The sequence below is a fragment of the Microseira wollei NIES-4236 genome, from assembly GCF_020521235.1.
In the GTDB taxonomy this organism is placed as follows: Bacteria; Cyanobacteriota; Cyanobacteriia; order Cyanobacteriales; family Aerosakkonemataceae; genus Microseira; species Microseira wollei.
Window position 1 is genome coordinate 41,482 of the sequence record NZ_BLAY01000029.1, and the last position, 26,390, is coordinate 67,871.

Genomic DNA, 26,390 nt, shown 5'->3' on the forward strand with positions numbered 1-26,390 from the left:
ACGCATCGAAAAAGCGCCTGTATCGTCGGGGGTTGGATGAAAAGAGGAATTAAGATCCAGGGAAGTGGAGAGCCAAATCGACTGATATGCTGCGATTTTTACTGGTTTTTATCTTCAGATTGCTGCTAGTGGCAGTTGGAGGCGGTTTAGCGGCGCTTGCAGGCGTGGCGATCGCCATCAGATCCCCCAATCCAACCCCAGAAAAGCCCCTGATTGCTCATCTACTGCCATCCCTCGACCCCCCGGTTGCTGGCTCAAATCCCGCTGCTTCGCCTACCCTTGCGACAGAAACAGCAACGCCTGTCGAATCGACATCCCAACTGGGTGAGGCGGAACAAGAGGAACTAGAAGCAGAGTTAAAGCAGTTGCAGGCACAGTTGAAAAAGCTGCCAAATCGTCGCGCCAATCGCCAGAAAATTGCACAATTAAACCAGCAAATCGCAGAAATTGAGCAGCAACTCAATCCCGAACCATCCCCTGTTGCCTCCACCCCCTTCTTTTCTCCAGAGCAAAAGACCGCAACCTTACCCAGCGATGCTTTGTTTGCAGACACATCTGGGGATCTGCGTCCAGAGGCAGGACCAATTTTGGACAAAATCGCCAGCGAATTGAAAAACTACCCCAAAACCACGGTCCGCATTTGGGCGCACACCGACGGGGCAGGACAAGCGAGAAACAACCGCATTTTATCATTTCGGCAAGCCCAAGCGATCGCCCAATATCTATCCAGTGCGTTAGGCGACGGCTACCACTGGCTGGTAGTAGGATACGGCGAAACTCGCCCCCTTGTCCCCAACGATACCCCAGTCAACCTGCAACGCAACCGCCGGATTGAAATTGCGATTGAATAATTAATGGCTAATCGGTAATCGGTAATAGACTTCTCTAAAAACTCTTACCAATTAGCAATTAGCAATTACCAATTACCTATTAGCAATTAGCAATTAGCAATTAGCAATTACCAAACCTGCATGAAAATCGTCTTCTTCGGCACTCCTGAATTCGCCGTACCAACCCTAGAACGCTTACTAGCACATCCCGACTTTGAAGTTTTGGCAGTTGTCACTCAACCGGATAAACGTCGAGGACGGGGTAACCAGATGGTTCCTTCCCCCGTGAAAACTGTTGCATTGGCGCATCCGTTACCCGTTTGGCAACCAACGCGGGTCAAAAAAGATAGCGAAACTCTCGCACAACTGCGGCAAGCTGGGGCAGATGCATTCGTAGTGGTGGCGTATGGGCAAATACTTTCCCAAAAAATTCTGGACATGCCCAAAATCGGATGCATTAACGTCCACGGCTCGATTTTGCCCCCATATCGGGGTGCTGCGCCGATCCAGTGGTGTCTCTACAACGGGGAAACCGAAACCGGCATCACCACAATGCTAATGGATGCCGGAATGGATACCGGACCAATGCTGTTAAAAGCTTATACGCCAATTGGGATATTGGATAACGCCTCGCAACTGGGGCAGACTTTAGCACAGTTGGGGGCAGATTTGTTAGTGGAAACGCTGGTGAAGCTAGAACGCCAAGAGATCGAACCCATACCTCAAGATTCTGCTAAAGCGACTTATGCACCACCGATCAAAAAGCCAGATTACAACATTGATTGGTCCAGGGAAGCGTACGCTATCCACAACCAAGTCAGGGCATTCTTCCCCGATTGTATGGCAACATTTCGCGGCAATCCAATTAAAATTATCGCCACTGCGCCCCTTGGCGCTGATTACTGGAGTCAACTACCGCCAAAATTAAAAGCATTAGAGCAAAATTGGTCGGCAATATCATCTGATTCTGGGCGTCCCGGAGAAGTAGTCAGCATAGCCAAAAACATCGGTCCGATTATTCAAACCGGATCTGGATTGCTGCTATTGCAACAAATACAGCCAGCTGGAAAACGCCCCCAATCTGGATGGGACTTCGCCAATGGAACGCGCTTAGCAATAGGAGAGGTATTTGAAACTGCGAGTTTGCAACAATAAAAGCTGGTGAATCATCGGTGAGAAGTTAAGGTTTTGGTTGGGAATTTTGTCAAAATCAGGACTTACGCAAGACGAGAAAAGAAACAAAGGTGAGACCGTCGATCTCTGGTTCCCTTTCCCAACGATTTTTCGGAGAAACCGGGAAGCGCGTAAGTCCTAAAAATGACCTGCAACTGGTGCAAAAAGGCTCCACCACCCTTGTGCAGATGTTCAACCTTGAAAGATCGCCGCTAAAATACTGATGATAGTGATGACAACTAGCAGTTCAATCAGGGTCATACCTTGATGGCGATCTCTTGCCTGGGTTGAACCTTGTAACTGGAGTTTAGACTAGATTTGAGTGAAAAACACTAGGATTTTTTCAGCCAAAGTTTTTGGCTCAGTAGCTTCTATTGTTTTCCCCTGTTTTTAACAGATTGATATAAATCAATAACAAAAATATCTCCGTCATCGTAAATTCTCTTTCTAGTCTTACCAAGTTCATCTAAATTATCTTGAAAATTAAAACCCTGCCGTACCGTAGTTCTCAACCAAATATGGGCTGTGGGTCTAAGTTGAAATGAAAATTTTTTCTTTTGCAGTCCCCCTTCGTTTTTATAAGAATAGGCGACATATTTAATAGATTTTGAAATCAGATAATCAGCCACCGCTTCACCTCCCTTGAAGAAAGGAATACCAGGTGGAAGGCTTGCTCCTCCAGGCCAATCCACCACAAAGATTTGATTCCGTTTAAAATTAAGTAAAAAAGGTTTTTCAAGTCTTGTTAAAACTGGTTCCGACTCCGGAATTGATTGCTGCATTTGGATATGTCGAGCAATTTCTTGGTCTGAAACCAAAGGCATATTGCTCAGTCCAACTCTGATATTAGCAATCAAACTTGAATACCTTTGCCAGTTAGACTCACCCGATTTAGTATTATCATAACCCCCCATGAGCAAACCAGCTACCAGCATAGCCACAAGCCAAGACTTAGAAGTTTTGGTTTGACTTGTATTTTCAACTACTTTGGGGTTACTCAAAGCGTTGACCATCAGGAAAATTATTGCGGGGTAAATAATAGGAAAGGGATAACGATAGACGCTAATTCTCTCACCTCCTACAGCTAAGGCTACAATGAGCGTCCCCAAACCAGCACTAATGAGAACAGATAAAAATACTTCGCGACCAACAATAGTCCGGGTTCGCGGGAAAATGCAAATCAAGCCAAGCAACAAAAGTGCAATAAAATAAATACTTGCGATCGCAGAGATTGTAATTTGAATGGCTTTGCCAGGGGTTACTTCACTGGAAGGCATCACAAAAGTTCCGTAGACCGAACCATGATAGCCTTTACCCAAGATGGGATAAAATAATGTCCCCGATGATTGGTACATCGATATCATCCAGGGCAAAAGAAACATTACAACTAATGTAGAAGCCATTAAAAATTCGGAGATCGCCGCTTTACGATTTTCCTTAGCACCAATAATGTAAAAAGCATAACTAGAAATAAATAAAAGGCCACAAGCCGGAATAAAAGTAGATTTAAGAGAGCAGATTGCTGCTGTGATAATAGCAATAATACCAGCATTAGATAGGGGAGATGAAACTTTTAGTTTATCCCAATCAAGCGTTGTAAAAATACTTATAAATAGCGCCATCGAAGTCACGCTACTGGTAATGTTTACTTTGGGATAAGGAATAAAAAGAAACAGGAAAAGCAAGAAAACTGCTCTTTTCGCGGTTAACCTTTTTTCTTGTATATAATCCCATAAAATACCTAGAGAAATTATTAAGGCAATTCCCGGGTCAATTATATTAAAATTTACTTCTTTAAGGATGCTGAGAGTAAAGGTTTGTAAAAAAGATTGTCCACCCAAAGCACTTTCTATTCTTCTATTATTAAAAGGGTCTATTCCTATCGAACCAATTTGGAGCATCTTTTCGGGATAAACAAAATACCCCTGGTAGTCATCATGTCCCATAAATCTATAGGCATAAACCCAGCCAGCATACTGCAAAAATATTATTGCTAAAATTACAGCAACCCCAATAATGAATAGCTTGTCTTTTTGAAACTTTTGCCAGGAGATCCGATAATTATTCAACGACTCGGTGACAAAGCTTCTGTTTTTGTAAATATCAACTAACCAAAGCAGGAAACCCAATCCCAAGTAAATTAAAATTGTGATTGGCGAAATCGTCCATGTAACATTTAAAACCCCACCCACGCCTACACTAAAAGCCATACCCCAAGCGGCTTTTTGTCCCCATCCAATCCGATATTTTGGAAAAAGAATACGGTTAACTAACCCACCCCAACCTATGAGGGATAAAAGAATATAGATTCCCCATAAGAAAGCTAGTAAGTATGAACTCATTGCTATAGCACGCTTGTGAATATTCATCGCCATTTCAATCCAAAGATACTACCAAAGATAGGGAGAGATCAGAGGTGGGAGACTGGGCCAAGGTAGATAAGACAGAGAGAGTATTACCAGTCGTTATATGACGTTACTAAACAAAATTTTACATAAGACATCCTTGGTAATTTTACTGTTTGTTTCAGAATAGATTGCATTGGCTACCCTCCTGGGTGAATCTGTTATTTCAGATGGGTAGCCTTGCAGCAATAATATCATGTCAAGTAACCAGGCAATACTCGTTAAACCAGCAATTCGCTCGTTAAAGTCAAAAACCCTTAGCAACCAGAAGCAGGCAACTACAGCAGCTACATTCAACGGCACAAAGATGGGGAAGTTAACTACCAAAACCCGAAAATCTCTTTCCCCTACTTTGGGAAACCATTGGTGCAGTTGAGTTCCTAACCAGTCGTAAGGAACCATCAGCATAGACTGTCCCACGTCGTAGGCTATGTAACGCTTGTAGCGCACCCCCATCACTCCAGCGGTAACATCGTCTCGAGATTTAGCTTGATAGCCTGGGGAAACTTCTTCAGTACCTGTCCACCAGGCATGAGCCATTTTCATCCTGAGGTAGTTATCTATACTGTAGAACTTACCTGTGTTGATTACGCTAATCCACAACAGAGCAATCAGAGCTACTTTTGTAACTGTTTTCATTTTTCCTAAAGCTACTGAATAAAACTCATCGTTTTGTATGCAAAAAACAGAACCATAGGCTAGTTCCGATGGCTAAAGTCAATACCGCTCCCCACACAATAAATGCCCACTTGCGATTGAATGTATACCGAACGTAGTTAAACGGTAGAAGCGCCACTTGATGGCGGTCTTTGAGGAAAAACCTCTGACTTTGAGGCAATTTACTGATGTCTCCACTTACGCACCGTTCGGCGAAGGAACTATTAGACAAATAACTGTTGATCTGACAAACAATGTTAGTCACTCGCTGACCTAAGTGGAATTGAAGATGGCTAGATTCGGGTGGGACAAATAGATCCTGAGCAGACTCCAGAGAGAAAACCAATATAACCGAAGCAATCTGGACAAAAATTGCTACTGTGAGGAGTCCCCGCATTAGCCAGACTGTTAACCCTTTAACAGATAAGAGACGCCCAAGGAAGACAGCTAAAAGGGGAATGAGCAACAAGTGAACCGAGGTGACCTGATACCTTGCCGCCCAAGCAGCACCTCCGTACCAGAAATCCAGCCGACTGGTAGCAACGATATGCAAGCAAAGATTAAAAATCCCGCAGACCAAGTACCACTGTATATCAGGCGAAAGTCTCTTCCAAAGGACAATTCCTAACACCAGACAAGGCAACAGTAACGGGTCATAAATGAAAATACTTTTTGCCGGTGAGAATAGCACCCCCAAAATCCCGACATGGGGTGGATTGTTAAAGGGATAATTAGCAGGAAGTTCAGGCAGATCCGACCACATTGGATCTGCGTACAACTGCTTGATTGCGAAGCTCTGTCCGCTCGTCCAAAAACTTCCGTAGCGGATGTAGGTAAAAACTCGTTCCACCAGAGCCAAAGGCATAAAGCCGACTATCAAGAATCCCAAAACCTTGATAACCTTGAGTTTGTCACGGCTTTGATCAGCCATACAACCCGCTAGAAAGATAGATACGGTGAAAACGTGAATAAAACTGGTAAACCGAATCAGCAAGGCAGCACCCAGCGCTAGTCCACTGATAGCAGCAAAGCGAGGACGCCCGCGCTTCACACAGGCTAAGGCAGCTGCGTAACCGATGGTGACAAAGAGTAACAATTGATTATTTTGCTGCGGCACTTGGGCGTAGTGCAAAACTGTAGTGCCAAGTAACCAGGCAATACTCGTTAAACCAGCAATTCGCTCGTTAAAGTCAAAAACCCTTAGCAACCAGAAGCAGGAAACTACAGCAGCTACATTCAACGGCACAAAGATGGCGAAGTTAACTACCAAACCCCGAAAATCTCTTTCCCCTACTTTGGGAAACCATCGGTGCAGTTGAGTTCCTAACCAGTCGCCAGGTAGCATCAGCATAGACTGTCCCAAGTCAAAGGGTACGTAGCGCCTACCTCCTACGCCGTTAACTACAGAAAAGTACGCAACCCGACTATCCGGTCGATAATCTGGAGAAACTTCTTCCGTACCTGTCCACCAGGCATGAGCCATTTGTAATCTGAGATTTGCATCTGCGTTGATCAAGCCTGTATTGATTGCGCCAATCCACAACAAGGCAATTAGCGCTACTTTTGTACTCGTTTTCATGAGCAGGAAGAAAGAATTACAGGATTTTTTGTGACTATATTTCAGATTTTTTATGACATTTTCTCACCTACCTTGTATTACTCTTTAGACCGAGCGCGATAGTTTGTTGCTTAGTTATAGCCAAGGGCGGTAGGCCGGTTTTATCACCTTACGCGCTCCACATTCGCTTTCAGAATCTGTGGCTTTGACTGAATAGGAATAATTTAATTGGGTCTGAAACTTAGAAGCATAGAGAAAATCATTAGGAGTTATACTAATGATACAAACTTCTTCCCCTGGAGAAATCTTATTTACCAGCTTAAAATCAACATGACGTTCGAGATGTTTTTCCAACGTGTAGAAGCTTGGTTTGACAGCAGAAGGCTTTCTGATTTGAAAAATCACCAATGTTAAAAATAGAATGCATATAATTCCCAAGTTTTTGGTGTCGATCCATTTCAGATTTTTGAGCGATCGCTCTAAATGAGACACCAGATACAAATTTAAGGATACTAATGATATCATCCAGAACATATAGTACCTAAGCTCGTGAGATTGAGGTATGAGAGAAGCGACCAAAGACATAATAGTAACTAGAATGACAGCGACTAAAGTTTCGCGACACCGATAGCGATAACATATATAACTGAAAAGGAGTAAGTTGAAAACAACATAAGCTCCGAAAAAACCACCCATTCTATGTTGAGAAGGATTTTTACTACCTTGGTCTATTGACCAGGGGGCGCTGTTGATTTCTAAAATTGAATAAACCCACCGCTGAGGTCTAGAAGCGTTTTTCAAATAACCTGGAGAGTCTTGGTATAACGGTTGCTTGTGATTTAAAACTATCCCCATTACCTCTATTCTCACCGGATAAAATGGATTGCCATAAAAAACTATATTTTTGATGGGGGTGGCAAAAATCAAAAGAGCAGCCAGGAAAATAGTAGGTACTATAGTCAGCAGCCGTTTAGATTGCATTCTTCTTGCTTGAATTTGTTTAAAGCCTAGCCAGATTAGTTTGAATCCGACAAAGCATAAAATTAGAAAAACCAGAGGAATTAATTGTAGTTTTATATTGGCAGTGCCAGCAGCCGCTAGGAAGATAACAAATAGATTGCGCTTAGTCAAAAAATCACTTTTTGTGTATACCAAGTAGGTCATCATAACCAGGATCGAGAGACATACATTAGCTGGTAAATCGACATAGCAGGATGTTGCATGGATTTGAATTAGCGGCACAGATAGGAGTGCGAACGCTGATAAATAAAGCGGAACCTGAAAATACAATTTCAGAAAATAAAGATATATAATTAAACTTAAAAAAGTCACTAAGTTTGCAGCTTGAACCCGCTGGAATACCACCCAAAATAATCCTTGTAAAAACTCTGCCAAGAGCGGAAAGCCATCATAAATAGTTTCTATAGAATCTTGGAAAGCATAGGATGTAGCTGGAACAATACCCAATATTCTGGCGGCAAATGGCAAATGATACCACCAGGAATCATAGGAAGTATCTACATCAACTAAACTCTTGAAAAATATTGATATTACAACAATTATTGCCGCGATATTTAAAACATATTTAATTGCCAAACTTCTTTGATGTAATTTCATTTTATTGTTTCTCCATTACAGATATACAAAATAGAAAATCTCTGGGGATTGCTGGTGGTTTATCATATAATTTTACCAGGCGCGATCGCAAGTAACATCCGAGAATATATCGAAATCATACCCTGAAAAATCAACGGTTATTGGGGCTATAATACGAGCAAATACTCAGGATAATTTCCCAGGCAGCACCACGCTCCCAGCAACAGGCAAATGAAAAAGCCAAAAATCGTTGAATAAAATGCGATGATAGCCTCGTCTCAAACTGGAAGTATCTGAACAGATACTGCGCTCAATCAGAGAATTTTTCAGAATCGATCTCACGGTCATTGTCTTACACCACAAAACAAAAAGAGACAGTAGTAACGATTGCCATAATCAATACCAATCCCCAGACAATAAATACTAAATTTCGACCTTTAGTAAAGGAAAACGGTAGAAGAGAGACTTTCTTGATTAGGGGACCATTTACGTTATAATACAGCTTGGCTTTACACTGGTTGGAGAAAGAACTATTGATTAGACAAGCAATATTAGTTACGCGCTCGCCTAAACGAAACACAAGGTGACTGGGAACTGTGGCAAAGACAACTGGACCTGACTCGACGGAAGGTCGCAGGATAACCGAACTGATTTGAACTACGATCGCTAGTACAAGAAAGCCTCGCATCAGCCACTGGGTTAACCCTCTGACCAATAAAATGCGCTGTATAAACAGAGCAATTAGAGGAATAAGTAACAAATGAACCGATGTGACATGGTATCTAGCCCCCCAGGCGGCATCTCCGTGCCAAAAGTCGAGCCGACTGGTCAGGATTATATGCAAGATCAGGTCGAAAATCCCGCCGATCAAATACCACTGGATATATGGCGACATTTTCTTCCACATGACAATTAATAACACCAAACAGGGCAACAATAACGGGTCGTAGATAAAAATACTTTTTGCCGGTGAGAATAGCACCCCCCAAATTCCAACCAGCGGGGGAGTAATCCAAGGATAATTTGCAGGTAAATCGGGCAAACCCGAAAAAATTGGATCGGTAGCCCATTGCTTGACAGACAAACTTTGTCCAGAAGTCCAAAAACTCCCGTAGCGGATGTAATCAAAAACTCTTCCTAGCAACGCTAAAGGAATAAAGCCGACTATCCAGAATCCCGCGACCTGGAGAACTTTAAACTTGTCGCGGCTTTGATAGACTATACAGCCTACTACAAACAGGAATACAGTTAAAACGTGAATAATACCGGTCGCCCGGATCAGCAGAGCAGTACCCAAGGCTAGTCCACTGAATAAGGCCAAGTGAGGACGCCCGCGACGCACGCAAACTAATGCTGCAATATAACCCAGAGTGACAAACAGCAGCACTTGATTATTCTGGCTAGGCACTTGGGCATAGTTAAAAACTGTAGTGCTAAGCAGCCAAGTAATACTCGCTATTCCAGCAAGGCGCTCTTCAAAGTCAAAAAGTCTCAGCAGCCAGAAACAGGAAACTACCGCCGCCACATTTATGGGTATAAAAATCAGAAAACTAACGACAATACGCCGTAGAAAGCTTAACTCTATTTGAGGGAACACTTGGTGTAGTTGAGTTCCCAACCAGTCACCAGGAAGCATTAACATAGACTGTCCCACTTCATAGGGGATATAACGCTTACCTCCCGCGCCCAAAACCCCAACTATAGATATGCGGGATTTAGGTTTATGATTTGGTGGAAGAGAAATTTCTTCAGTCCCCGTCCACCAGGCATGAGCCATATTTAATCTGAGTAGAGAATCTCCGTAGATGGGGCCTGGGTTGACTGCTGTACACCACAACGCAATTAGGGCTACCTTTATAAGAGTTTTCATTATTAGTTCTTCCTCACCGCACAACATTTTGTCTAATTAACGTGATTCGATAATTTATCAAGTGCCGTAAGCCTCAAAATCTACTTTAAATATCACGCGCCGCGCTCAACAGATGGTTCGAGTTAATTCTCCAAATAAAAAACTAGATTGGAAATTAACCCAAACAGCCTGAAATGTTTTTTATACACTTGACTATCAGCTGGGAATAAACTTAACATGTTTTTCTCAGATAAAAGGTTTAAGTTTTCCTCTTTAGACCAAAAATCTTTACCCAGCAATTTTAGAATTGTGCTAAACCAGGATCTGGGAAGCCAGTGAACTAGGGGAAGAACCGTATGAAATTCTATGGGATACCAGCGGTTGGGAGTAGTAATAAAGCAAGTACGACCAACCCGGCAAAGTTCGCGAATAAACAGCTGCTGCCGTTCCCGACTGCCGACATGTTCAATCACCGCAAAACTGACAACTAAGTCAAAGCTTTTGTCTGGGAAAGGTAGGTTTAGACCATCAGCTTGGATATACTTCAGACCTGGATAATCTTGTTCGAGAAAGGAAGCATCTTCTAAACCCACGGCTGTAATTTTATGCGGATATGGGTACAGTTTTTCAAAAAAGTTAGAGTCTTGCCGTCGGTCCGAGGTAACTCCCACATCAAGAACTGTTGTTTCGCAAGTCGGTTGTGCTATTTGCATCAATGACTTAAACATTTTCTGGCGCGAATGCCAGATAATTTTTTCTACCAGACCCCCAAAAGCTGGCTGGTTTTGGTAATACTCGCTTGCCGACTTTAATATCATCCTGCTTTACCTGAATTCTGGGATGACAAGTTTAGCTATAAAATGCAAGTTGCTGTCAAATATGAGAGAAAAAGGATAAGAGTAAAGGTTCAATTTAGTTACCTTAGCTTCACAAACAACTCCACCTATTTGATACAGTTTGTTCCAACTTTTCTGAGACAAGTAATTGTAGGGTAGATAAACATCATAACCCCGATTCCCTACCCAATCCATGAAACGCAAGCGAACTCTATCCCACCATGATTCGCAAAGATGATCCTTAATCAGTATAAACTGACGTGAAACTCTGACGCACTCTCGGATTAAACCCGCGGGATCGTCAGTATGATGTAAGACATCCACTAGCATCGTAAAGTCATAGCTTTTATCTTCAAATGGCAGTCTCTTTCCATCGAATTTTGTCACCTTTATAGCTGTATTTTCTCTCACTAATACCTCGACCCCAGACATGGGGATATCAGGACAGATATCTTGGATTTTTTTGCCAGTTCCCCACTGCCACACCCAACATCTAAACCCTCTAAAACTGTAGCTTGTGGTAACAACTGAATCAAGTTATTTCTCAATTGTATTATTCGCCTTCCTGAAACAGTAAATCCATGCAAAGGTTTAACTAGTTTTTTGGCTATTAAACCCAAAAAACTCAAGTTTTTATGGGATTGGTTGTTCATAGGCTTCTACCTTCTTCATAGACATAGCTGAAATAAATAATGATGAAAACAAGGTGCCAAAATCCATAATGATTAATGTGGCTGCAAAAGAAGCCCACTCTGGGTTAGGTAGCGGCATTAGATTTGATTTTATCCAGGTGATTATTAACGAGCTTAAAATTAAACTCCCTGCTAAAATCATGCCTATACCTAGTAATAGGCCAGTTTCTAAACTAAAGATTTTGTAAAATCTTCGCAAAGCCTTATTATTTATATCAAAACGACGGCTCCAAGAGTAAGTTTTGGCATGGATACCCAAAGTTAAAATTTCAAATCCAACAACGCTAAATACCGTTCCAAATATTCCAGTCACAACGCTAAGAGCGCGGCCTTCGTACCGGACTAAATCCATCAATGTGACCAGATGAATTAAGATTCCGACGGTCAGTAGCAATGTTCCAGGCCAGACAAATACTTTGTTAGGACAATATATCAGCATCATTCGCAAACTACGCCACCCATCTCGAAGTGTGTTTAGCTTAGACTCTCCTTTACGGGGATGTAGCCGAATCGGAATCTCTGCTATTTTCAAACCTGCCAGTCCAGCATTAATTGCTAATTCTAAATTGAACTCCATGCCGGGACTCACTGGCTGGATCAAGTCATAAGCTTTACGGCTAAATCCTCGAAATCCAGAATAAACATCCGTGTAGGACGTTCCAAATAAAATGTTAAGAAGCGCTGTCAGCGCTGGGTTACCGACAAAACGATGCAGCAAAGGCATTGATTTATCTTCAAAACCTTCTACATATCTGCTCCCCGTGACAAAATCGTATCCCTCGTCGATCAGTTTCAAGAGAAACAGTGGAATCAGAGTGAAATCATAGGTGTCGTCGGCATCACCCATAATTAGATAGGAGCCTCTAGCACTGGCAAATCCTTTTAAGTAAGCATTACCGTAGCCGCGTAATGGCTGATGGACGACGCGCACACCCATACTAAGGGCGATTTCTACAGATCTGTCCGTAGAGCCATTGTCACATACAATAATTTCACCATTGATATCGTGTCTGGCAAAAGTTCTTTGAATCTTATCTATGCAAATTCCTATTGCCTCTTCTTCGTTAAGACAAGGCATCACTACAGATACTAAAGGTTTCAAGTCTTCTGCTTCCGCCATATGGCAATCCTCACTATCAATAAATCGTGATAGCCGCTGGTTGAATAGCGCTCGACTTGGCATAGCCAAGCTTTCAGGTAAAACAGTATTAACTCAAGTTGCTAGTGAATAGTTGTGACAGCGGTAATTGGTAATTGGTAATTGGTAATTGGTAATTGGATTAACAGGCTTTTGCTGTCAGCAGTCATAAACCCGGTTTCTGAGTAGATTTCTCGCTGTATTACCCACGATTTTTCAGATCGCCAAAGTTTCTTTGGCTCGATGTAACTAGCAACTTACGTTATTAGAGCATTCGCTCCCATCAACCCAGTTATTCTGCTTAAAGTCATTTACCCGAAACCCTGTCGCTCCGGGTCTTAACAGCACTAAATTCTTTGTGCTGTCAAATTGACGTCAACTTTACTACAAATTTATACTTCCAAGGTTTTGTTAACCTTTTAGGTAAGTAGACAAATCCTGATGTGTATTTGCTAGCTATATTTGCACAAGTTTTCCGAGTATGCAACCCGTTTTTCAGTATTTTTACTAAAAAAATATATTTAGATATATTAAGTTGGGATGAATGCGGATAAAAGAACCGCTGAATTACTGATGTCAAGCGAACTCTACAGATTTGAACAGATAAAAGATGATTGAAGCTAGATTAAACTTTATGTAAAGTTTTAAAAGTTTGTCAAGTAAAATACAATCAATTTTAACGTAATATGCTGTAGATAACTGTGAGTGTGCGAGGGGTGGCGGTTGGCGAGCTTACGCCTGCAACAACCCCTTATGGACAGCGAGGATGGCGTCCGCCTTGGGCGCAGATATACGCCAATTGCCGTTGATCTAAATTTCTAGCAGCGGTAAAATCGACGCCTTTAACGCGAGCAGAAATGGAAATATCAGGCTGAGTTTGAATAAATTGATTTGGTGCCACGGCGCGGGTGACTGCAAAAATAGCGCCCTGAAAATCTGCCTTTGCTACGTTGGCTCCCTGCAAATCTGCCATGCTCAAATCGGCATAGCGCAAGGTAGCACCTTGCAATGGAGCCTGGTTAAAATTAGTACCCGCAAGTCGGGTATCGCTGAGATTGGCATTTTCCAGTTGAGTGCGACTCAAATTAGCTCCAGATATTGAGATAATTTATTTGATAGACTCTCACAATTTGTTGTACTACTTAGCAAAACAAAACCGTATAGTTGTAGCGATCGCTAGAGTCAATACCAATCCCCAGACCACAAATAAAATACGTGAAAGTTTGGCTAATTCAGGGTTATCAGTTGTTTCATGGCTAAAAATAAATGGCAGGAAATATATTTGATTGTAATCTTCTAGGAGAATCCTCTTATCCAGACGCCATCTACTGATACACTCTTCGGAGAAAGAAGCATCAATCAAACAAACAATATTGGTCACCCGCTGACCTAAGCGGAATTGCTGAAGAGAATTAACTTGCCTTACATTAGCTTGAACAATCTCCAGGTGAAATGGCATTGTAACCGAGGCAATCTGAACCATAATCGCTACTACGAGAATCCCCCGCATCAACCAGACAGTTACCCCTCTGGTAAATAGAAGGTGTTTTAGGAACAGGGCGACAAGAGGAATAAGCAACAAGTGAACAGATGTGACGTGATACCTAGCCCCCCAAGCCCAATCTCCGTGCCAAAAATCGAGCCTACTGGTCAGAACAATTTGTAAGCCCAAGTTGAAAATACCGCTGATTAAATACCACTGTAAGTAAGGCGAAAGTCTCTGCCACAAAACAATTGCTAACCCTAAGCAAGGTAATAGCAATGGGTCGTAAATGAAAAGACTTTTGGCTGCTGAAACTAGCACGCCAAAAATTCCTACAGATGGTGGATTCGTAAAGGGATGATTCCCAGGCAATTCAGGTAAACCTGCCCACATTGGATCGGTAGTCAATTGCCGTACAGATAAGGTCTGTCCAGTTGTCCAAAAACTACCGTAGCGGAGGTAATCAAAAACTCTTCCTAGCAGAGCCAAAGGCACAAAGCCGACTATCCAAAACCCCACAACCTGCAAAACTTTAAGCTTATTGCGACTTTGATAAACAATACAACCTACTAGAAAAAATACTACGGTCAAAATATGAATAACACTGCTCATCCGAATCAAAAGAGCTGCACCTAACCCTAATCCACTGAGCGCAGCGAACCAAGGACGCCCAAACTTCACGCAAGCTAAGGCCGCCGCATAACCAATGGTGACAAACAGTAATACTTGATTATTCTGCTGAGGCACTTGGGCGTAGTGGAAAACCGTAGTACCAAGTAACCAAGCAATACTCGTTAACCCAGCAATTCGTTCGTTAAAATCAAACAGCCTCAAAAGCCAAAAACAACACACTACAGCCGCAACATTTAACGGTAAAAAAGTTAGGAAATTAACCAACCAAGGACGCAAATAATGTTTTGACTCTAGCTCAGGAAAAAATTTGTTAAGCTTAGTTCCCAACCAATCCGCAGGCAGCATTAGTAAAGACTGTCCCACATCGTAGCCTATATAACGCTTACCACCAACGCCCATGATTCCAGCTTTGAGATCTCCCCGTTCCTTGGGTTGATAATTTGGAGCAACTTCTTGACCACCCGTCCACCAGGCATGAGCCATCCGCAACCTAAGTTCCGTATCTATACCACCGAGCGTTCCTGAGTTGATTACGGTAATCCACAACAAAGCAATCAGAGCTACCTTTATAAGAGTTTTCATCTGTGAATTCTCACTGCTAGTGTGTTGATTGACAGTCCGAGAAATGGTGAGGTTCTTTCATCCGATTAAGCAGTCTATCTACTGCTATTAGTCAATTCCTGAAAGATTTGGAAGTATTTCTCGGCGCAGCTTTGCCAGCACCAGTGCTGTCGTGCGAATTCAGCAACCTGCGGTCTGATTGCAGCAAGTGCAGAAGGGTTTTGCAAAAGTTCCTCAATTTTCGACGTCCACCGCTCAACTGTATCTGCTGCCTCTACCTCTTCTGAAAACATCAGGTGCTTAGCAGCGCTATACTGATTAGCACTTTCGGAACTCACCATAGCTGGCGTACCGCAAGCCATTGCTTCTTGGATAACCAGTGGAAATGCCTCGCCCTTGCTTGGTAAGACTAACAGATCTGCTGCTTGGTAGAGTGGAGTGAGAGTTGAGCCACGGCGATCGCGAAAAACAGTAACATTAGGTAACTCCCATGACTCTGGATCGATAGCTCCCCATCCAACAAATACCCAATGTACAGAGTCAAAACGCACAGCCAGCTGCCGCAGAATGTGTAATCCTTTTTTTTCAACGAATCGCCCTACGAATAGAAATGCAGGCTTTTCCACAGGCCATCCTAGATCTTGGCGAATAGTCTTCCTTTGTTGCTCCTCTACCGGAAAAAACACACTGGTATCCACACCGTTAGCAATCATCACGGGTGGTCGCCGGAAGCGAGTTTTTTCAGAAACCCAATACTGTTGAATAACCGTGCTACAAAACACTGCCTGATTGACTCCCTGGAAAACCCATTTCCCCAGTGTTCGGTTAAGAAGAGACAGAAACAGTCTTAACAGAGGGCTATTGTATAAAATAAAACCAATATGCTGAGTAATTAATACAGGTTTACCACTTATTCGGGCAAACAGGAAAGCAGTAAGATTACCCATGTAAATGTAATCATGAATATGGATAACATCAGACCATTGAATTGCTTTCCAAAGTTGACCCAAGAATGACAAGCTCCAAAGTGGGTAAGCAATTTGAATTTTTTTTTCAATAAAGTTTGAGCTTTTAATTGGTAAACATTGAAGTTTAGTAACACCCACGGGATGCAGATCTATATCACTTGCCATCCATTTAATTTCTATTTGCCCTTCTCTCGTTAAATATTCAGCCAGTTTTCCAGCTACGATTTCGACGCCCCCGCGATGTTCAGGATAGTAATGCGTCATCACTAAGATTTTTAGTGTTTTTAGCCTTGAATTATTAGACATCCCTTTGCTTCTCGATTGTTTTCATTTATACAGGCTTCTATCTGTCATTATTCTTACTTAAAACTCCATTTTTTATGCATAAAAAAGTTATATATAGTAAAGCCTATTATCAGCATAATATTAGCGTATATATACCAAATTTTCAAGACATCCACAAGTAAATACATCAAAATAAAATTCATACAAAAACTTGATAGCATGACGCTATAGTATTTCCATAACTCATGCCAAAATTCCTTTTTTTTTGTTTTGAAAGTGATATACTTATTCAGGCAAAAACCTATAAAATTTACCAAGATAAATACTATAACAAAAGAAAACAAATAATGGCAATTTAAGACAGTGGTTAACAAGTAGATCGATGCCAAGCTAAGAATAGCGCAGAAACCACCAACTCCGAGAAAATTCACAAAAATTTTTCTATTTCTTCCACTCTTTCTAGTCATTTTTATTAAGCTCATAACTCCTGCTTAAAACAGAGCAGATTGTACATCGCAGTCGGTTGGATCAACTCCTTTGGCAGAGACTCTGAGGTTAAAGAAAAAGGACGAAAATCTCGTTCGAAGATCTGCGCCTTTTGGAAGCCTAGTTTTCTCAAAGTTGCAATGATAGAAAAAGGACTAACTCTGCTGCGAGCCATCGTACTCATATTGAATTCTATTATGAGTTGTAAGGAGGGATTTCTCTGGCTTAGCTCTTGCATACCTTCCAACGCTGCTTGCTCACCTCCTTCGATGTCCATTTTAATTAAATCTATAGAAGGCCAGTTTTGTTGGGCAAAGAACTCATCTAAGCTAATCATTGGAACTTGCTGACCTGTCTTAGGTACTCCCTCAGTTACTATGTAAGCTCTTTCCGGTTCTGGGCGATAAAAGAACGCTGTGCCTTGACGATTAGAGACAGCTTGGGGAACAGCAACCACATTGTCACACTGGTTCTCTGCTAGATTCCGTTGGAGGAAAGCAAAAGCATCTGAATCAGCTTCAAAGGCGTACACTCGTCCGCCCTTGCCAACAAGCCTGCTTGCAACAACCGTGTAGTAACCTATATTGGCTCCCACATCAATCACTGTCATATCTGTTTTGACTAACTGCATGAACAGTTGCATCACTGGTTTTTCATACAAACCAAGAAGTATAGTTCTTGAACTGGGATAACCTGCTGGTAGCACTAAACTCAGCGAAAAAGGCAGGGTAGCTCTAAGCTCTTTGTTTGGAGGAGGTGCGAGAAAGTTACCAATTTTGTACATAAGATTTACAATGGGAGCCAGCATCCCCACGCGGCGCAACAGTGCTGCCACTTGGATACCTACTTTCCAAATAAAGTTCTGTAATCCCTCAATCATAAATCAATTTCTCCAGAAAATAAATGAGTTTTTTATTCAGTAGCTTGAACAACAGTTGCTAATATTTTATCCTCCTATACCCCATGCCACAAATAGATTTCAATGGACTTCTTCATCAATAGGATCGCTCGGCTTATGAGCTACCACAGCGAAAGAGGCGATTAATTGAACAATTGGAACCAATAACAGTAATGAATCCAAAGCAGCCGCCAAAGGAACGATCGCTCTTGGAAAATTGGGAAAAAGCCAAGCGAGAGGACCTAGAAAATAGTCGGTATAGTGTATGGTCACACTACTAAATCCAGCTCGTTGAAAACTATTACGTATTTTTTTTATGTCAAGCTCACGTTCGTCAGGGCTATGATATTTTTTATACTTTTCATCAAAAATCTTTTTGAACAAGCCGACGAACCGACGAGAACTTGGATCTAGGGATATGAAAGTCCCTCCGGGTTTGAGGCACGAAAGGCTATTTTGCAAGAGTTCAGCGATCTGAATGTCATCAATGTGATGCAGCACCGCTGGATCCCAAATCACATCAAATGAATTGGGTGTAAAACTCATTTTTTGGATGTCGCCTACTTGGAAATCAAGGTTATTAACCTGTGCCAATTTAGCCTTTTCTTTAGCTTGTTTAACCGCAATTTCAGAAATTTCAACACCCAGTATTTTCCCAACTAAGGGAGCCATCTGGATATCTAAATTACCGTCGCCTGAACCTAAGCTGAGAACATACTCCTTGGGTGAGGAAATAATCTGTTTCCCTAGGAAACCAACTACTCTTCGACGCGCCTCTGCAAAGAGCGCTGACTCAAATATTTGACTTGCTTCAGTCTCATAAAAGTTGTCGTGATATTCTTCTTCTCTCATCATTTCCTTCCTCAACTGTTAAACATAAGGTTTAAGCTCAGTAAAGTACAGTTTGATTTTGAATTACTTCATGTTGCATTCTTAGAAATTGCAGAGCATCATCTGGGCTAATATCTTTTGGATTTTTGCCCTGGGCTACCGCTTCCGAAAAGCGCTCAAATATCACGTCATTCCCATATCTCAACTTGCCAGTTAAGTGTTTAACTCCACTGGTAAAGTGCTGTGCCCAATGTTGCCAAGTTGCCAAAGCAGAAGTACGGATGACAGTCTTTGTCGTATGCAAACCATCGTTAGGCAAGCGAATATAGATATCTCGGAAAATATCAATGTCGGCTAGGTAATGCTCCCCATAAACCGTCAGATGCCACTCACTCACAGGAGCTGCAAAATTCATATTGATTGTAACTGGAATCGTACCATTTTCTTGGCTATCACAGCGGTACTGAATGAAGATGGCTGCTGGAGTTACTAGCCCCAGAGTGCTGGGGTAAACATCGCACTTGAGAAACTGTAAAAGTCCAGGTGCAAGTCGCGATACTAAGTAAAAGAAATGAGGGCTTTCATCGTAAAATAAACCCAGTGGTAGTTCTTCATACCACACTGGAAGCCGTCTATGGGGATTGCTAAGCTGCTGTACCACAATTGATTTAATCTTGCCAAAACAACCGCTTTGTAAATCCTGTAATAAGCGCTGGGTAGACGAAGCAAATTGAAAATTATGAACAATTCCCAAAGTTAAGCCCTGTTTCCGTGCTAACGCAACCAGATCCTCACCCTCAGCTACAGTCATGGTAAACGGTTTCTCTGTCAGCACGTGCTTGCCTAGCATCAAAGCAGATTTAATCAAAGCATAATGTGATTGAGGGCAAGCTCCTACTGTCACTGTATTGACTTGATCCAGCCAGGGCACATTTTCCAGTGTATCTCCTTCATAAAAGTATCGATATCCCCGTTCTTTGGCTATAGTTTTTGCTCTGTCAGGACGCCGATCTATTACTCCTATAATTTCATAGCTGGGATTTTCATCCATACTTACTAGATGGCGATTGGTTGTCACCCATCCCAGCCCTACTGCGGCGACTTTTAACTGTTTTTTTTGGCTTTCTACCTTCATATTATTGCAAGTTTATACGGAGCTTGATTGGTTCATGAGTAGCTTAATAACTCAATCATTAGGCAATTTTTCTGGCATAATCTCAACGCCGTTTCAAACCGATTACACTCAAAAAGAAGCTGGAAAAAATCACTTGTAAACCGAGAGCAAGACAGGTCACTGACGGAATCACTATTCGCATTGTATTGGCAGGATCTAGTTCACCAAATAAATTGGCTTTCCAAGTACTAAAAGCATAGATAGACCCAGCCATTCCAATTAACCAAAGTGCGTTGCCGACAATCAAGCCTACCTCTAAGTTGATATAGCGAAATACCCGCTTTAATCGGGGGTCTTCAGGCAGCAGTCCCTCGCTGATGGCAAAGGCTTTGGTAAATACGGCAAAAGTTACTGTCTGAAAGCCGATAATAATCGCTGCCGATGAGTAAAGTAGCGTATGTACTCTTGGAGTAGGTAAAAACCATAGAGTACTTATTAAACCAAGAAGCATCAGCAGCATTCCAGGATATAGGAACAGCCAGCGTGGACTGTAAAGCAGCAAAAATCGCAAATGTCGCCAACCATCGCGCCAGCTACGCAGGTGGGGTGGACGACTGCGACCATCGGGGGATAAAGTTGTCGGTACTTCTGTAATTCGCAGCTTGTTTAGGGTTGCTTTCACCACCATTTCGCTGGCGAATTCCATCCCCGTCGTGCGTAAATTGAGTTTGGCAATCGCATCTCGATTGAATGCACGAAGTCCGCAGTGAAAATCACCGCAGGGACTGGAAAACAACAATCGCCCTATTGCTGTCAGGACTGGATTTCCTAAATATTTGTGCAAAGGTGGCATCGCCCCCGGTTTGATCCCGCCTTTGAACCGATTTCCCATTACCAGGTCATAACCTTCTCTCAGCTTTTCAATAAATGGGGTGAGGTTAGTGAAATCGTAGCTATCGTCAGAGTCGCCCATAATTACGTACTTACCGCGTGCCGCGGCAATTCCACTCATGAGGGCGCTGCCATATCCTTTCGCTTTTACCCGAATGACGCGAGCATTCATTTGTTTGGCAATCTCTATTGAGCCATCCGTACTGCCGTTATCCGCTACAACAATTTCACCAGAAATATTGTGTTGGGTTAAATACGATTGGGCTTTCTCGATACAAATTCCCAGAGTTTCCGCTTCGTTTAAGCAAGGCATGACGATGGAAACTTCAAGGAATGCCGTTTCGCTTGCAGATACGCTTGCAGCTGGGGAATTCAACATCTCTTTCTCCTCCTCTGGATGCAGGAGATCTTTTGATTTTTAGCGGCTCCAAGTTCCGGCTTTTTGGGTAGGCAGATACACTCGACTATATGAAAACCGATTGAGCAACTTGGCTGTGTCAAGCTCTCAGGCAAATATTTGCCAAAAGGTCAGAAAAAACCGGATTAGAGCATTCGCTCCAATTAACCCAGTTATATTTACCCGAAACCCTGTCGCTCCGGGTCTTAACAGCACTAAATTCTTTGTGCTGTCAAATTGACGTCAACTTTACTACAAATTTATACTTCCAAGGTTTTGTTAACCTTTTAGGTAAGTAGACAAATCCTGATGTGTATTTGCTAGCTATATTTGCACAAGTTTTCCGAGTATGCAACCCGTTTTTCAGTATTTTTACTAAAAAAATATATTTAGATATATTAAGTTGGGATGAATGCGGATAAAAGAACCGCTAAATTACTGATGTCAAGCGAACTCTACAGATTTGAACAGATCAAAGATGATTGAAGCTAGATTAAAGTTTCTGTAAAGTTTTAAAAGTTTGTCAAGTCAAATACAATCAATTTTAACGTAATATGCTGTAGATAACTGTGAGTGCGGGACGATCGCCCGCAACAACGCCTAGTTATGGACAGCGAGGATGGCGTCCGCCTTGGGCGCAGATATACGCCAATTGCCGTTGATCTAAATTTCTAGCAGCGGTAAAATCGACGCCTTTAACGCGAGCAGAGATGGAAATATCAGGCTGAGTTTGAATAAATTGATTTGGTGGCAGGGCGCGGGTGACTGCAAAAATAGCGCCCTGAAAATCTGCCTTTGCTACGTTGGCTCCCTGCAAATCTGCCATGCTCAAATCGGCGTTGCGGAAGGAAGCGCCTTGCAATTGAGCCTGGTTAAAATTAGTACCCGCAAGTCGGGTATCGCTGAGATTGGCATTTTGCAGTTTGGCGCGACTCAAATTAGCTCCAGATAGATCGGCACCTCGCCAGTCGGATACCCTCAAGTCGGCAGACTCCAGTTGAGTCCCTACTGCGCTCACCCGCCCCAAAAGCGCCCCGTGTAGATTCGTTTTGGTTAAATTGGCTTCGGTTAAATCGGCACCCGTTAAGCTGGCATTTTCTAGGGTTGCTTGTTGTAGATTCGCCCCGATTAGCTTGGCGCTGCTAAGCTTAGCACCAGTCAGACTTGCTTGGGATAAATTCGCCCGATTCAGAATTGCGTGGATCAGGTTAGTATTTTCCATTGAGACGTTGTTTAAGACCGCGCCTTCCAAGGAAGCTTCTTTGAGATCGGCACCACTTAAATCGGCAAACGAGTCGTCGAAGGTGCCCAAATGCCCATCCTTACCCGCGCCCCAAAAGCGAGTGCCTTCCAAACTAGCACCTGTGAGGTTCGCTCCCTGGAAATTTACCCCGGATAAGTCGATATTGTCTAACACCAGAGCGAACAAAGCCTGGGTGTCTGTGCTTTGGCTGAGATTGGTGCGACTGAGGTCGATGGCTTTGAGATTGTTGCTGTCTAGGGTGAGAATATTGGCGATCGCCACTTTTGTCACCGCGAGTCGCTGTTGCACTAACTTATATTGCTGCGGGTCAACATCGTAGCGCTCTTTCTCCAGCTGTTGGCTTAAAGATTGATTCAATCGCTGCAACTCTGATAAACCTACTGTGCCAATTCTGACAAACACTTGCTCAATTGCCGCGATCGCCGCTGGATTTTGTTCTTGGTTCAACAAATCCGCCAATAACCGCACTACTCTTGCGTCATCTTCCGCCGCTCCCAATGCCAAGATCGCCGCTTGTCGATCGGCGGGTGCAGCCGTTGTGGTGGCGCTCAGTTGCTTCACCAGGGCGATAAACACCTCATTTTTCTGCTGCTCTAACGCCCGCCGATTCGCCTGATTTTGAGTATAAATCTGTAGCCCCACATAGCTGCCCCACAAACCAACCAAAGTAGCCAAAGACACCGTCAGCCAAGCTGGTAATGAGTGGTGCATTCGCTGCCACCGAGTTCTATTTTTTACCTTTCCTGAATCAACTTGCTGGTAAAAGTTCGGATGGCGGTCTAAATGATGACTTTCCTTGGGTGAGTTTAAGGCGGGATGGGGTTGTGTTTCATGAATACCGTTGCCATCGGTTTGATTGAGCCAGCGGGGGGGTGCTGGGGGAAACCCGATGGTAGCGATGGGAAGGGTTGTATCGGCATCGATCACCCGCGTTTTTGCCAATCTGTCGTGGAGCGTGCGCCTTTGGGAACATAATAGGGCGATCGCTCCTGCTCCCAGCAGCATGAACCCGCTCAGTACCGCCATGACGCTTAAGTTGGGATAGCCACCGACGTAGCGCCAAATCAAAAAAGCCACACCGACAGGTATTCCCCAGCGACCAATTGCTTCCCGTACCAAAACCCGCGCCAAACCGGGAGGCGTCCCCAAGATTGTGACGACCTTAACGCCAAACCAACGCTTGGGAAGGGTTTGACCTGTTTTCCCCAGTAGATATAGTTGCCCGGTTCCCAATGCCAGGGGTGCAAAGAGTGCCGCCGTCCATAAGACATTGGTAGCAGGCGTTACCTGTTGGTTTTTCGGAGCGGGTAGAGCCAGAGTTTGAGCGATCGTTTTATAGGTCGTCGCCAGCACCGGATTGAGCGGTTCGCGACTGTCGTAGCTTTGGACGTATAAACCGATGCTGAAGGGAACTACTGAGCTGGTTACAATCAGGGAGACTTCCACCACCGAGGCGCCGCACCGGCGAAGCGAGAGCGATAAAGAGTGCGTTCGCGCCTGCTTGGTCGTAATAGATGGATCGGTGCCGTTCCTCTGGATAGGGATAACCATTTGATCGCACTTTTGGGACAGTGGCATTTAGGGGTGAATCTATCACATCCGGAATATTTCCAGAGGGGGAAAATACAAGCGATACCGATGACGGCACGCAAGCGCGAATCGCACCCGTGCTTGCTACTCTTCTAATTGTTTAGGTAAAACCTCAACCGCTTGCACATCAATCGTCCCTGGAGGCGTCAGGCGTTTAAAGCGACCGCCTTCGACTTGCAGGGGTTCGCCGCAGTTGGGACAGCTAAGCTGAGTTTGATTCAATCCGGTGAATTGATAGCTGCAAACCGGACACTGGTCTTCAATCAAGTTGCGTTGCAACCACCAGCGCAGCCCAAAAAACGCGATCGCTGGGACTGCCAGCACTAATACAAGCAAAATCAGCAACGACTTAACCACCCACCCCAGTCCAACAGATAAGAGCATCCACAAAAATACCAGGACTGCGAGCCAGCAGCCAAAGCCTGAAAGATCGAATTGAGAGGTGTTGAGGCGCATGTTCCGCATCTCGTTGGTTCTGCCTCTAGCATAGCGAGAGGCTAAGGGCATCGGACATCGGGCATTGAACCCATTCTTGATGCCCGATGCCCCCGATTTATCAATCCAGCAGTTGTTTTAATCGCTGAACGAACGCATCTCGACCAAACTGGGCTAGCGTCTGCTGTCGCAACCATTGACCGTCACAACGCCGGTCGTTGCCAGTCAGGATTTCGATGCACGCCGCCGCCACAGCCACCGGATCGCGGTGGGGGACTCGCCACCCCAAACGCCCGTCCTGCAAGGGATCGGCACTGCCGTCACTATCGCCGGATAGCACAGGGATACCGCAAGCCATCGCTTCTAAGTAGACAATGCCAAATCCTTCTTGAGAAGGCATGACATAGGCATCGGCGAGGCGATAGTGTTCCACCAAATCTTTTGTCGGGACGAACCCGGCAAATACAACTCGGTCAGCTACGCCCAAATCTTTTGCCAGTTGCGCTAGGCGGGGTTGGTCGTCGCCGCGACCGATAACTAAATACTTAACATCTGGGTACGCTGCCGCGATTTGTGGCAACGCCCGAATCGTTACATCTACACCCTTATAAATATCCCCCGACCACAGGCGCGCCACCGTCATTAAGACCTTAGCACCAGCGAGATTGTACTTTTCAATTAACCCTGGGTTTTTCTTGCCTGGAGTAAAAGCAGCACCATCGATGGCACAGGGTAAAATCTTTACCTTGTGGGGGTCGAGGTGATTGGCAATGCAGGCTTTGTCGCGACTGTAGCGACTGATCGTCCAAATCTCGGATGCCTGCTGTAAAGCTTTTTGGTAGGGTAATGGCAGGGGTTGCCACACCTCTTTGCCGTAGGTCAAGACGGTGTATGGAATCCCAATGGTTTGGCAGATTACTTGTACTAACGGTGCCAGGTTAATGTGACCGCAAAAAACGCGGCTTGGTCGCCGCCACCACAAACAGCGGAGTAGTTCCGCAGAGAGTCTCCCTCGCCCTAACATGGGGGAGCGGGTCTTGAAGTAGTGAAATTTGAGGCCGGGGTCACCAGGCTCGTTGCCTTGATGGTCAAACGGATTGTCGCATCCTGGTGCGTCTCGCAGCAAGAATGTTTCGGCATTCGGCAAATCTGACAAAGCGAGGTAGGCGCGAAAAATGTCTTTGACGTAAGACTGAATGCCGCCCTCGCCAGCAAAAATTTCCAGGAATACGAATACGTGGTTGATTCGGGCATCAACCGTTTGAGGCCATTGTTTCTGGTATTTAAATACGGATTCAGCGATTTGGTTCATGCCAGCTCAACAGGTATGTTACCGATCTGATTGCACCCATTCCCACTCCTTTGATCTCCATTTTTCCCACAAGTTCCCTCAAACTAACTTTAATTTAGTTGAGGTACTTTTTGGTTGTGGTTAATTTTTTCTGGAAAGTCTTAATTTAATAGTAACTAACGCGGGACACTACGAACTCATAACGAGTCCAATTCGATCTTAAAAATCAAAGGCGGTAGGGACCTCTAGGCTAAGCTATACAGATAACTTATAGCCATGCTCAAAGTTTTCCCGGTGGGTGATTTTCAGGTTCGCTACGGGTACTCCTGCTGATTTTCAGGGAAAACCCCCAATAGCGCGATCTGCCTCCCTGTTGCTGGCGAGCGCGCCAGCTTTGTGTTCTTTTAACTAATTCTGCGGAATTCCCCACCGTCTTTTACGGTGGGGATGGATAGCCTGCTAAAGTTGGGGGTTCGATGCCCCCAACTTTAGCAAATACTCTCTAACGGCTTCTCGCACCAACTCATTA

At 43.8% G+C, this 26,390-nt stretch carries 21 protein-coding genes and 1 pseudogene; 2 read left to right on the plus strand and 20 right to left on the minus strand.

Going from position 1 to position 26,390, the window contains the following annotated elements; all coding sequences use genetic code 11:
- The first annotated feature begins 86 nt into the window (after window positions 1-86).
- Window positions 87-851 (plus strand): OmpA family protein, encoded by a 765-nt coding sequence (locus MiSe_RS11595; RefSeq protein ID WP_226579079.1) that lies wholly within the window; start codon window positions 87-89, stop codon window positions 849-851.
- A gap of 120 nt (window positions 852-971) precedes the next feature.
- Entirely contained in the window at window positions 972-1,985 is a 1,014-nt protein-coding gene (fmt, locus tag MiSe_RS11600) for a methionyl-tRNA formyltransferase (protein WP_226579083.1), read from the plus strand.
- A 210-nt stretch (window positions 1,986-2,195) separates the two neighbouring features.
- On the opposite strand, the pseudogene MiSe_RS52620 reads toward fmt, so the two are convergent.
- The 20 genes and pseudogenes from MiSe_RS52620 to MiSe_RS11700 form a co-directional block, all read right to left on the minus strand.
- Window positions 2,196-2,270: pseudogene (locus MiSe_RS52620) on the minus strand (prepilin-type N-terminal cleavage/methylation domain-containing protein); the annotation flags it as partial.
- Window positions 2,271-2,374: 104 nt separating this feature from the next.
- Window positions 2,375-4,372 (minus strand): hypothetical protein, encoded by a 1,998-nt coding sequence (locus tag MiSe_RS11610; RefSeq protein WP_226579086.1) that lies wholly within the window; start codon window positions 4,370-4,372, stop codon window positions 2,375-2,377.
- Window positions 4,373-4,468: 96 nt separating this feature from the next.
- Complete coding sequence (locus MiSe_RS11615; RefSeq protein WP_226579089.1) at window positions 4,469-5,047, minus strand: hypothetical protein; 579 nt, start codon at window positions 5,045-5,047, stop codon at window positions 4,469-4,471.
- Window positions 5,048-5,072: 25 nt separating this feature from the next.
- Complete coding sequence (locus tag MiSe_RS11620; RefSeq protein ID WP_226579092.1) at window positions 5,073-6,644, minus strand: glycosyltransferase family protein; 1,572 nt, start codon at window positions 6,642-6,644, stop codon at window positions 5,073-5,075.
- A 114-nt stretch (window positions 6,645-6,758) separates the two neighbouring features.
- The gene (locus MiSe_RS11625) at window positions 6,759-8,240 is read right to left on the minus strand and encodes a hypothetical protein (RefSeq protein WP_226579095.1); all 1,482 of its coding nucleotides are present in this window, start codon (window positions 8,238-8,240) and stop codon (window positions 6,759-6,761) included.
- 331 nt (window positions 8,241-8,571) lie between these two features.
- Window positions 8,572-10,089, minus strand: a complete 1,518-nt coding sequence (locus MiSe_RS11630; RefSeq protein ID WP_226579098.1) for a hypothetical protein — start codon at window positions 10,087-10,089, stop codon at window positions 8,572-8,574.
- A 122-nt stretch (window positions 10,090-10,211) separates the two neighbouring features.
- Window positions 10,212-10,886, minus strand: a complete 675-nt coding sequence (locus tag MiSe_RS11635; protein ID WP_226579101.1) for a class I SAM-dependent methyltransferase — start codon at window positions 10,884-10,886, stop codon at window positions 10,212-10,214.
- 6 nt (window positions 10,887-10,892) lie between these two features.
- Window positions 10,893-11,390: a methyltransferase domain-containing protein gene (locus tag MiSe_RS11640; RefSeq protein ID WP_226579104.1), complete on the minus strand. Its 498-nt coding sequence runs from the start codon at window positions 11,388-11,390 to the stop codon at window positions 10,893-10,895.
- Between the two features lie 147 nt (window positions 11,391-11,537).
- Window positions 11,538-12,716, minus strand: a complete 1,179-nt coding sequence (locus MiSe_RS11645) for a glycosyltransferase family 2 protein (protein WP_226579106.1) — start codon at window positions 12,714-12,716, stop codon at window positions 11,538-11,540.
- A gap of 769 nt (window positions 12,717-13,485) precedes the next feature.
- Entirely contained in the window at window positions 13,486-13,818 is a 333-nt protein-coding gene (locus tag MiSe_RS11650) for a pentapeptide repeat-containing protein (RefSeq protein ID WP_226579109.1), read from the minus strand.
- 54 nt (window positions 13,819-13,872) lie between these two features.
- Window positions 13,873-15,432 (minus strand): hypothetical protein, encoded by a 1,560-nt coding sequence (locus MiSe_RS11655; RefSeq protein WP_226579111.1) that lies wholly within the window; start codon window positions 15,430-15,432, stop codon window positions 13,873-13,875.
- 74 nt (window positions 15,433-15,506) lie between these two features.
- Window positions 15,507-16,685 (minus strand): glycosyltransferase family 4 protein, encoded by a 1,179-nt coding sequence (locus MiSe_RS11660; RefSeq protein ID WP_226579114.1) that lies wholly within the window; start codon window positions 16,683-16,685, stop codon window positions 15,507-15,509.
- Between the two features lie 53 nt (window positions 16,686-16,738).
- Window positions 16,739-17,146, minus strand: a complete 408-nt coding sequence (locus tag MiSe_RS52625; RefSeq protein WP_373872778.1) for a GtrA family protein — start codon at window positions 17,144-17,146, stop codon at window positions 16,739-16,741.
- Complete coding sequence (locus tag MiSe_RS11670) at window positions 17,143-18,030, minus strand: FkbM family methyltransferase (protein ID WP_226579117.1); 888 nt, start codon at window positions 18,028-18,030, stop codon at window positions 17,143-17,145. Before MiSe_RS11670 ends, MiSe_RS52625 begins: the two co-directional genes overlap by 4 nt.
- Window positions 18,031-18,129: 99 nt before the next feature.
- Window positions 18,130-18,903 carry a class I SAM-dependent methyltransferase gene (locus tag MiSe_RS11675; protein ID WP_226579120.1) on the minus strand — a complete coding sequence of 258 codons (774 nt, stop codon included), beginning with the start codon at window positions 18,901-18,903 and terminating at the stop codon, window positions 18,130-18,132.
- A 34-nt stretch (window positions 18,904-18,937) separates the two neighbouring features.
- On the minus strand, window positions 18,938-20,014 hold the full coding sequence (locus MiSe_RS11680) for a Gfo/Idh/MocA family protein (RefSeq protein ID WP_226579123.1): 1,077 nt from the start codon (window positions 20,012-20,014) through the stop codon (window positions 18,938-18,940).
- 82 nt (window positions 20,015-20,096) lie between these two features.
- Window positions 20,097-21,263 carry a glycosyltransferase family 2 protein gene (locus tag MiSe_RS11685; protein ID WP_226579126.1) on the minus strand — a complete coding sequence of 389 codons (1,167 nt, stop codon included), beginning with the start codon at window positions 21,261-21,263 and terminating at the stop codon, window positions 20,097-20,099.
- A 622-nt stretch (window positions 21,264-21,885) separates the two neighbouring features.
- Complete coding sequence (locus tag MiSe_RS11690; protein ID WP_226579129.1) at window positions 21,886-24,096, minus strand: pentapeptide repeat-containing protein; 2,211 nt, start codon at window positions 24,094-24,096, stop codon at window positions 21,886-21,888.
- A gap of 123 nt (window positions 24,097-24,219) precedes the next feature.
- Window positions 24,220-24,591 carry a hypothetical protein gene (locus tag MiSe_RS11695; protein ID WP_307731335.1) on the minus strand — a complete coding sequence of 124 codons (372 nt, stop codon included), beginning with the start codon at window positions 24,589-24,591 and terminating at the stop codon, window positions 24,220-24,222.
- 100 nt (window positions 24,592-24,691) lie between these two features.
- Complete coding sequence (locus MiSe_RS11700; RefSeq protein ID WP_226579132.1) at window positions 24,692-25,882, minus strand: glycosyltransferase; 1,191 nt, start codon at window positions 25,880-25,882, stop codon at window positions 24,692-24,694.
- Window positions 25,883-26,390: the final 508 nt, after the last annotated feature.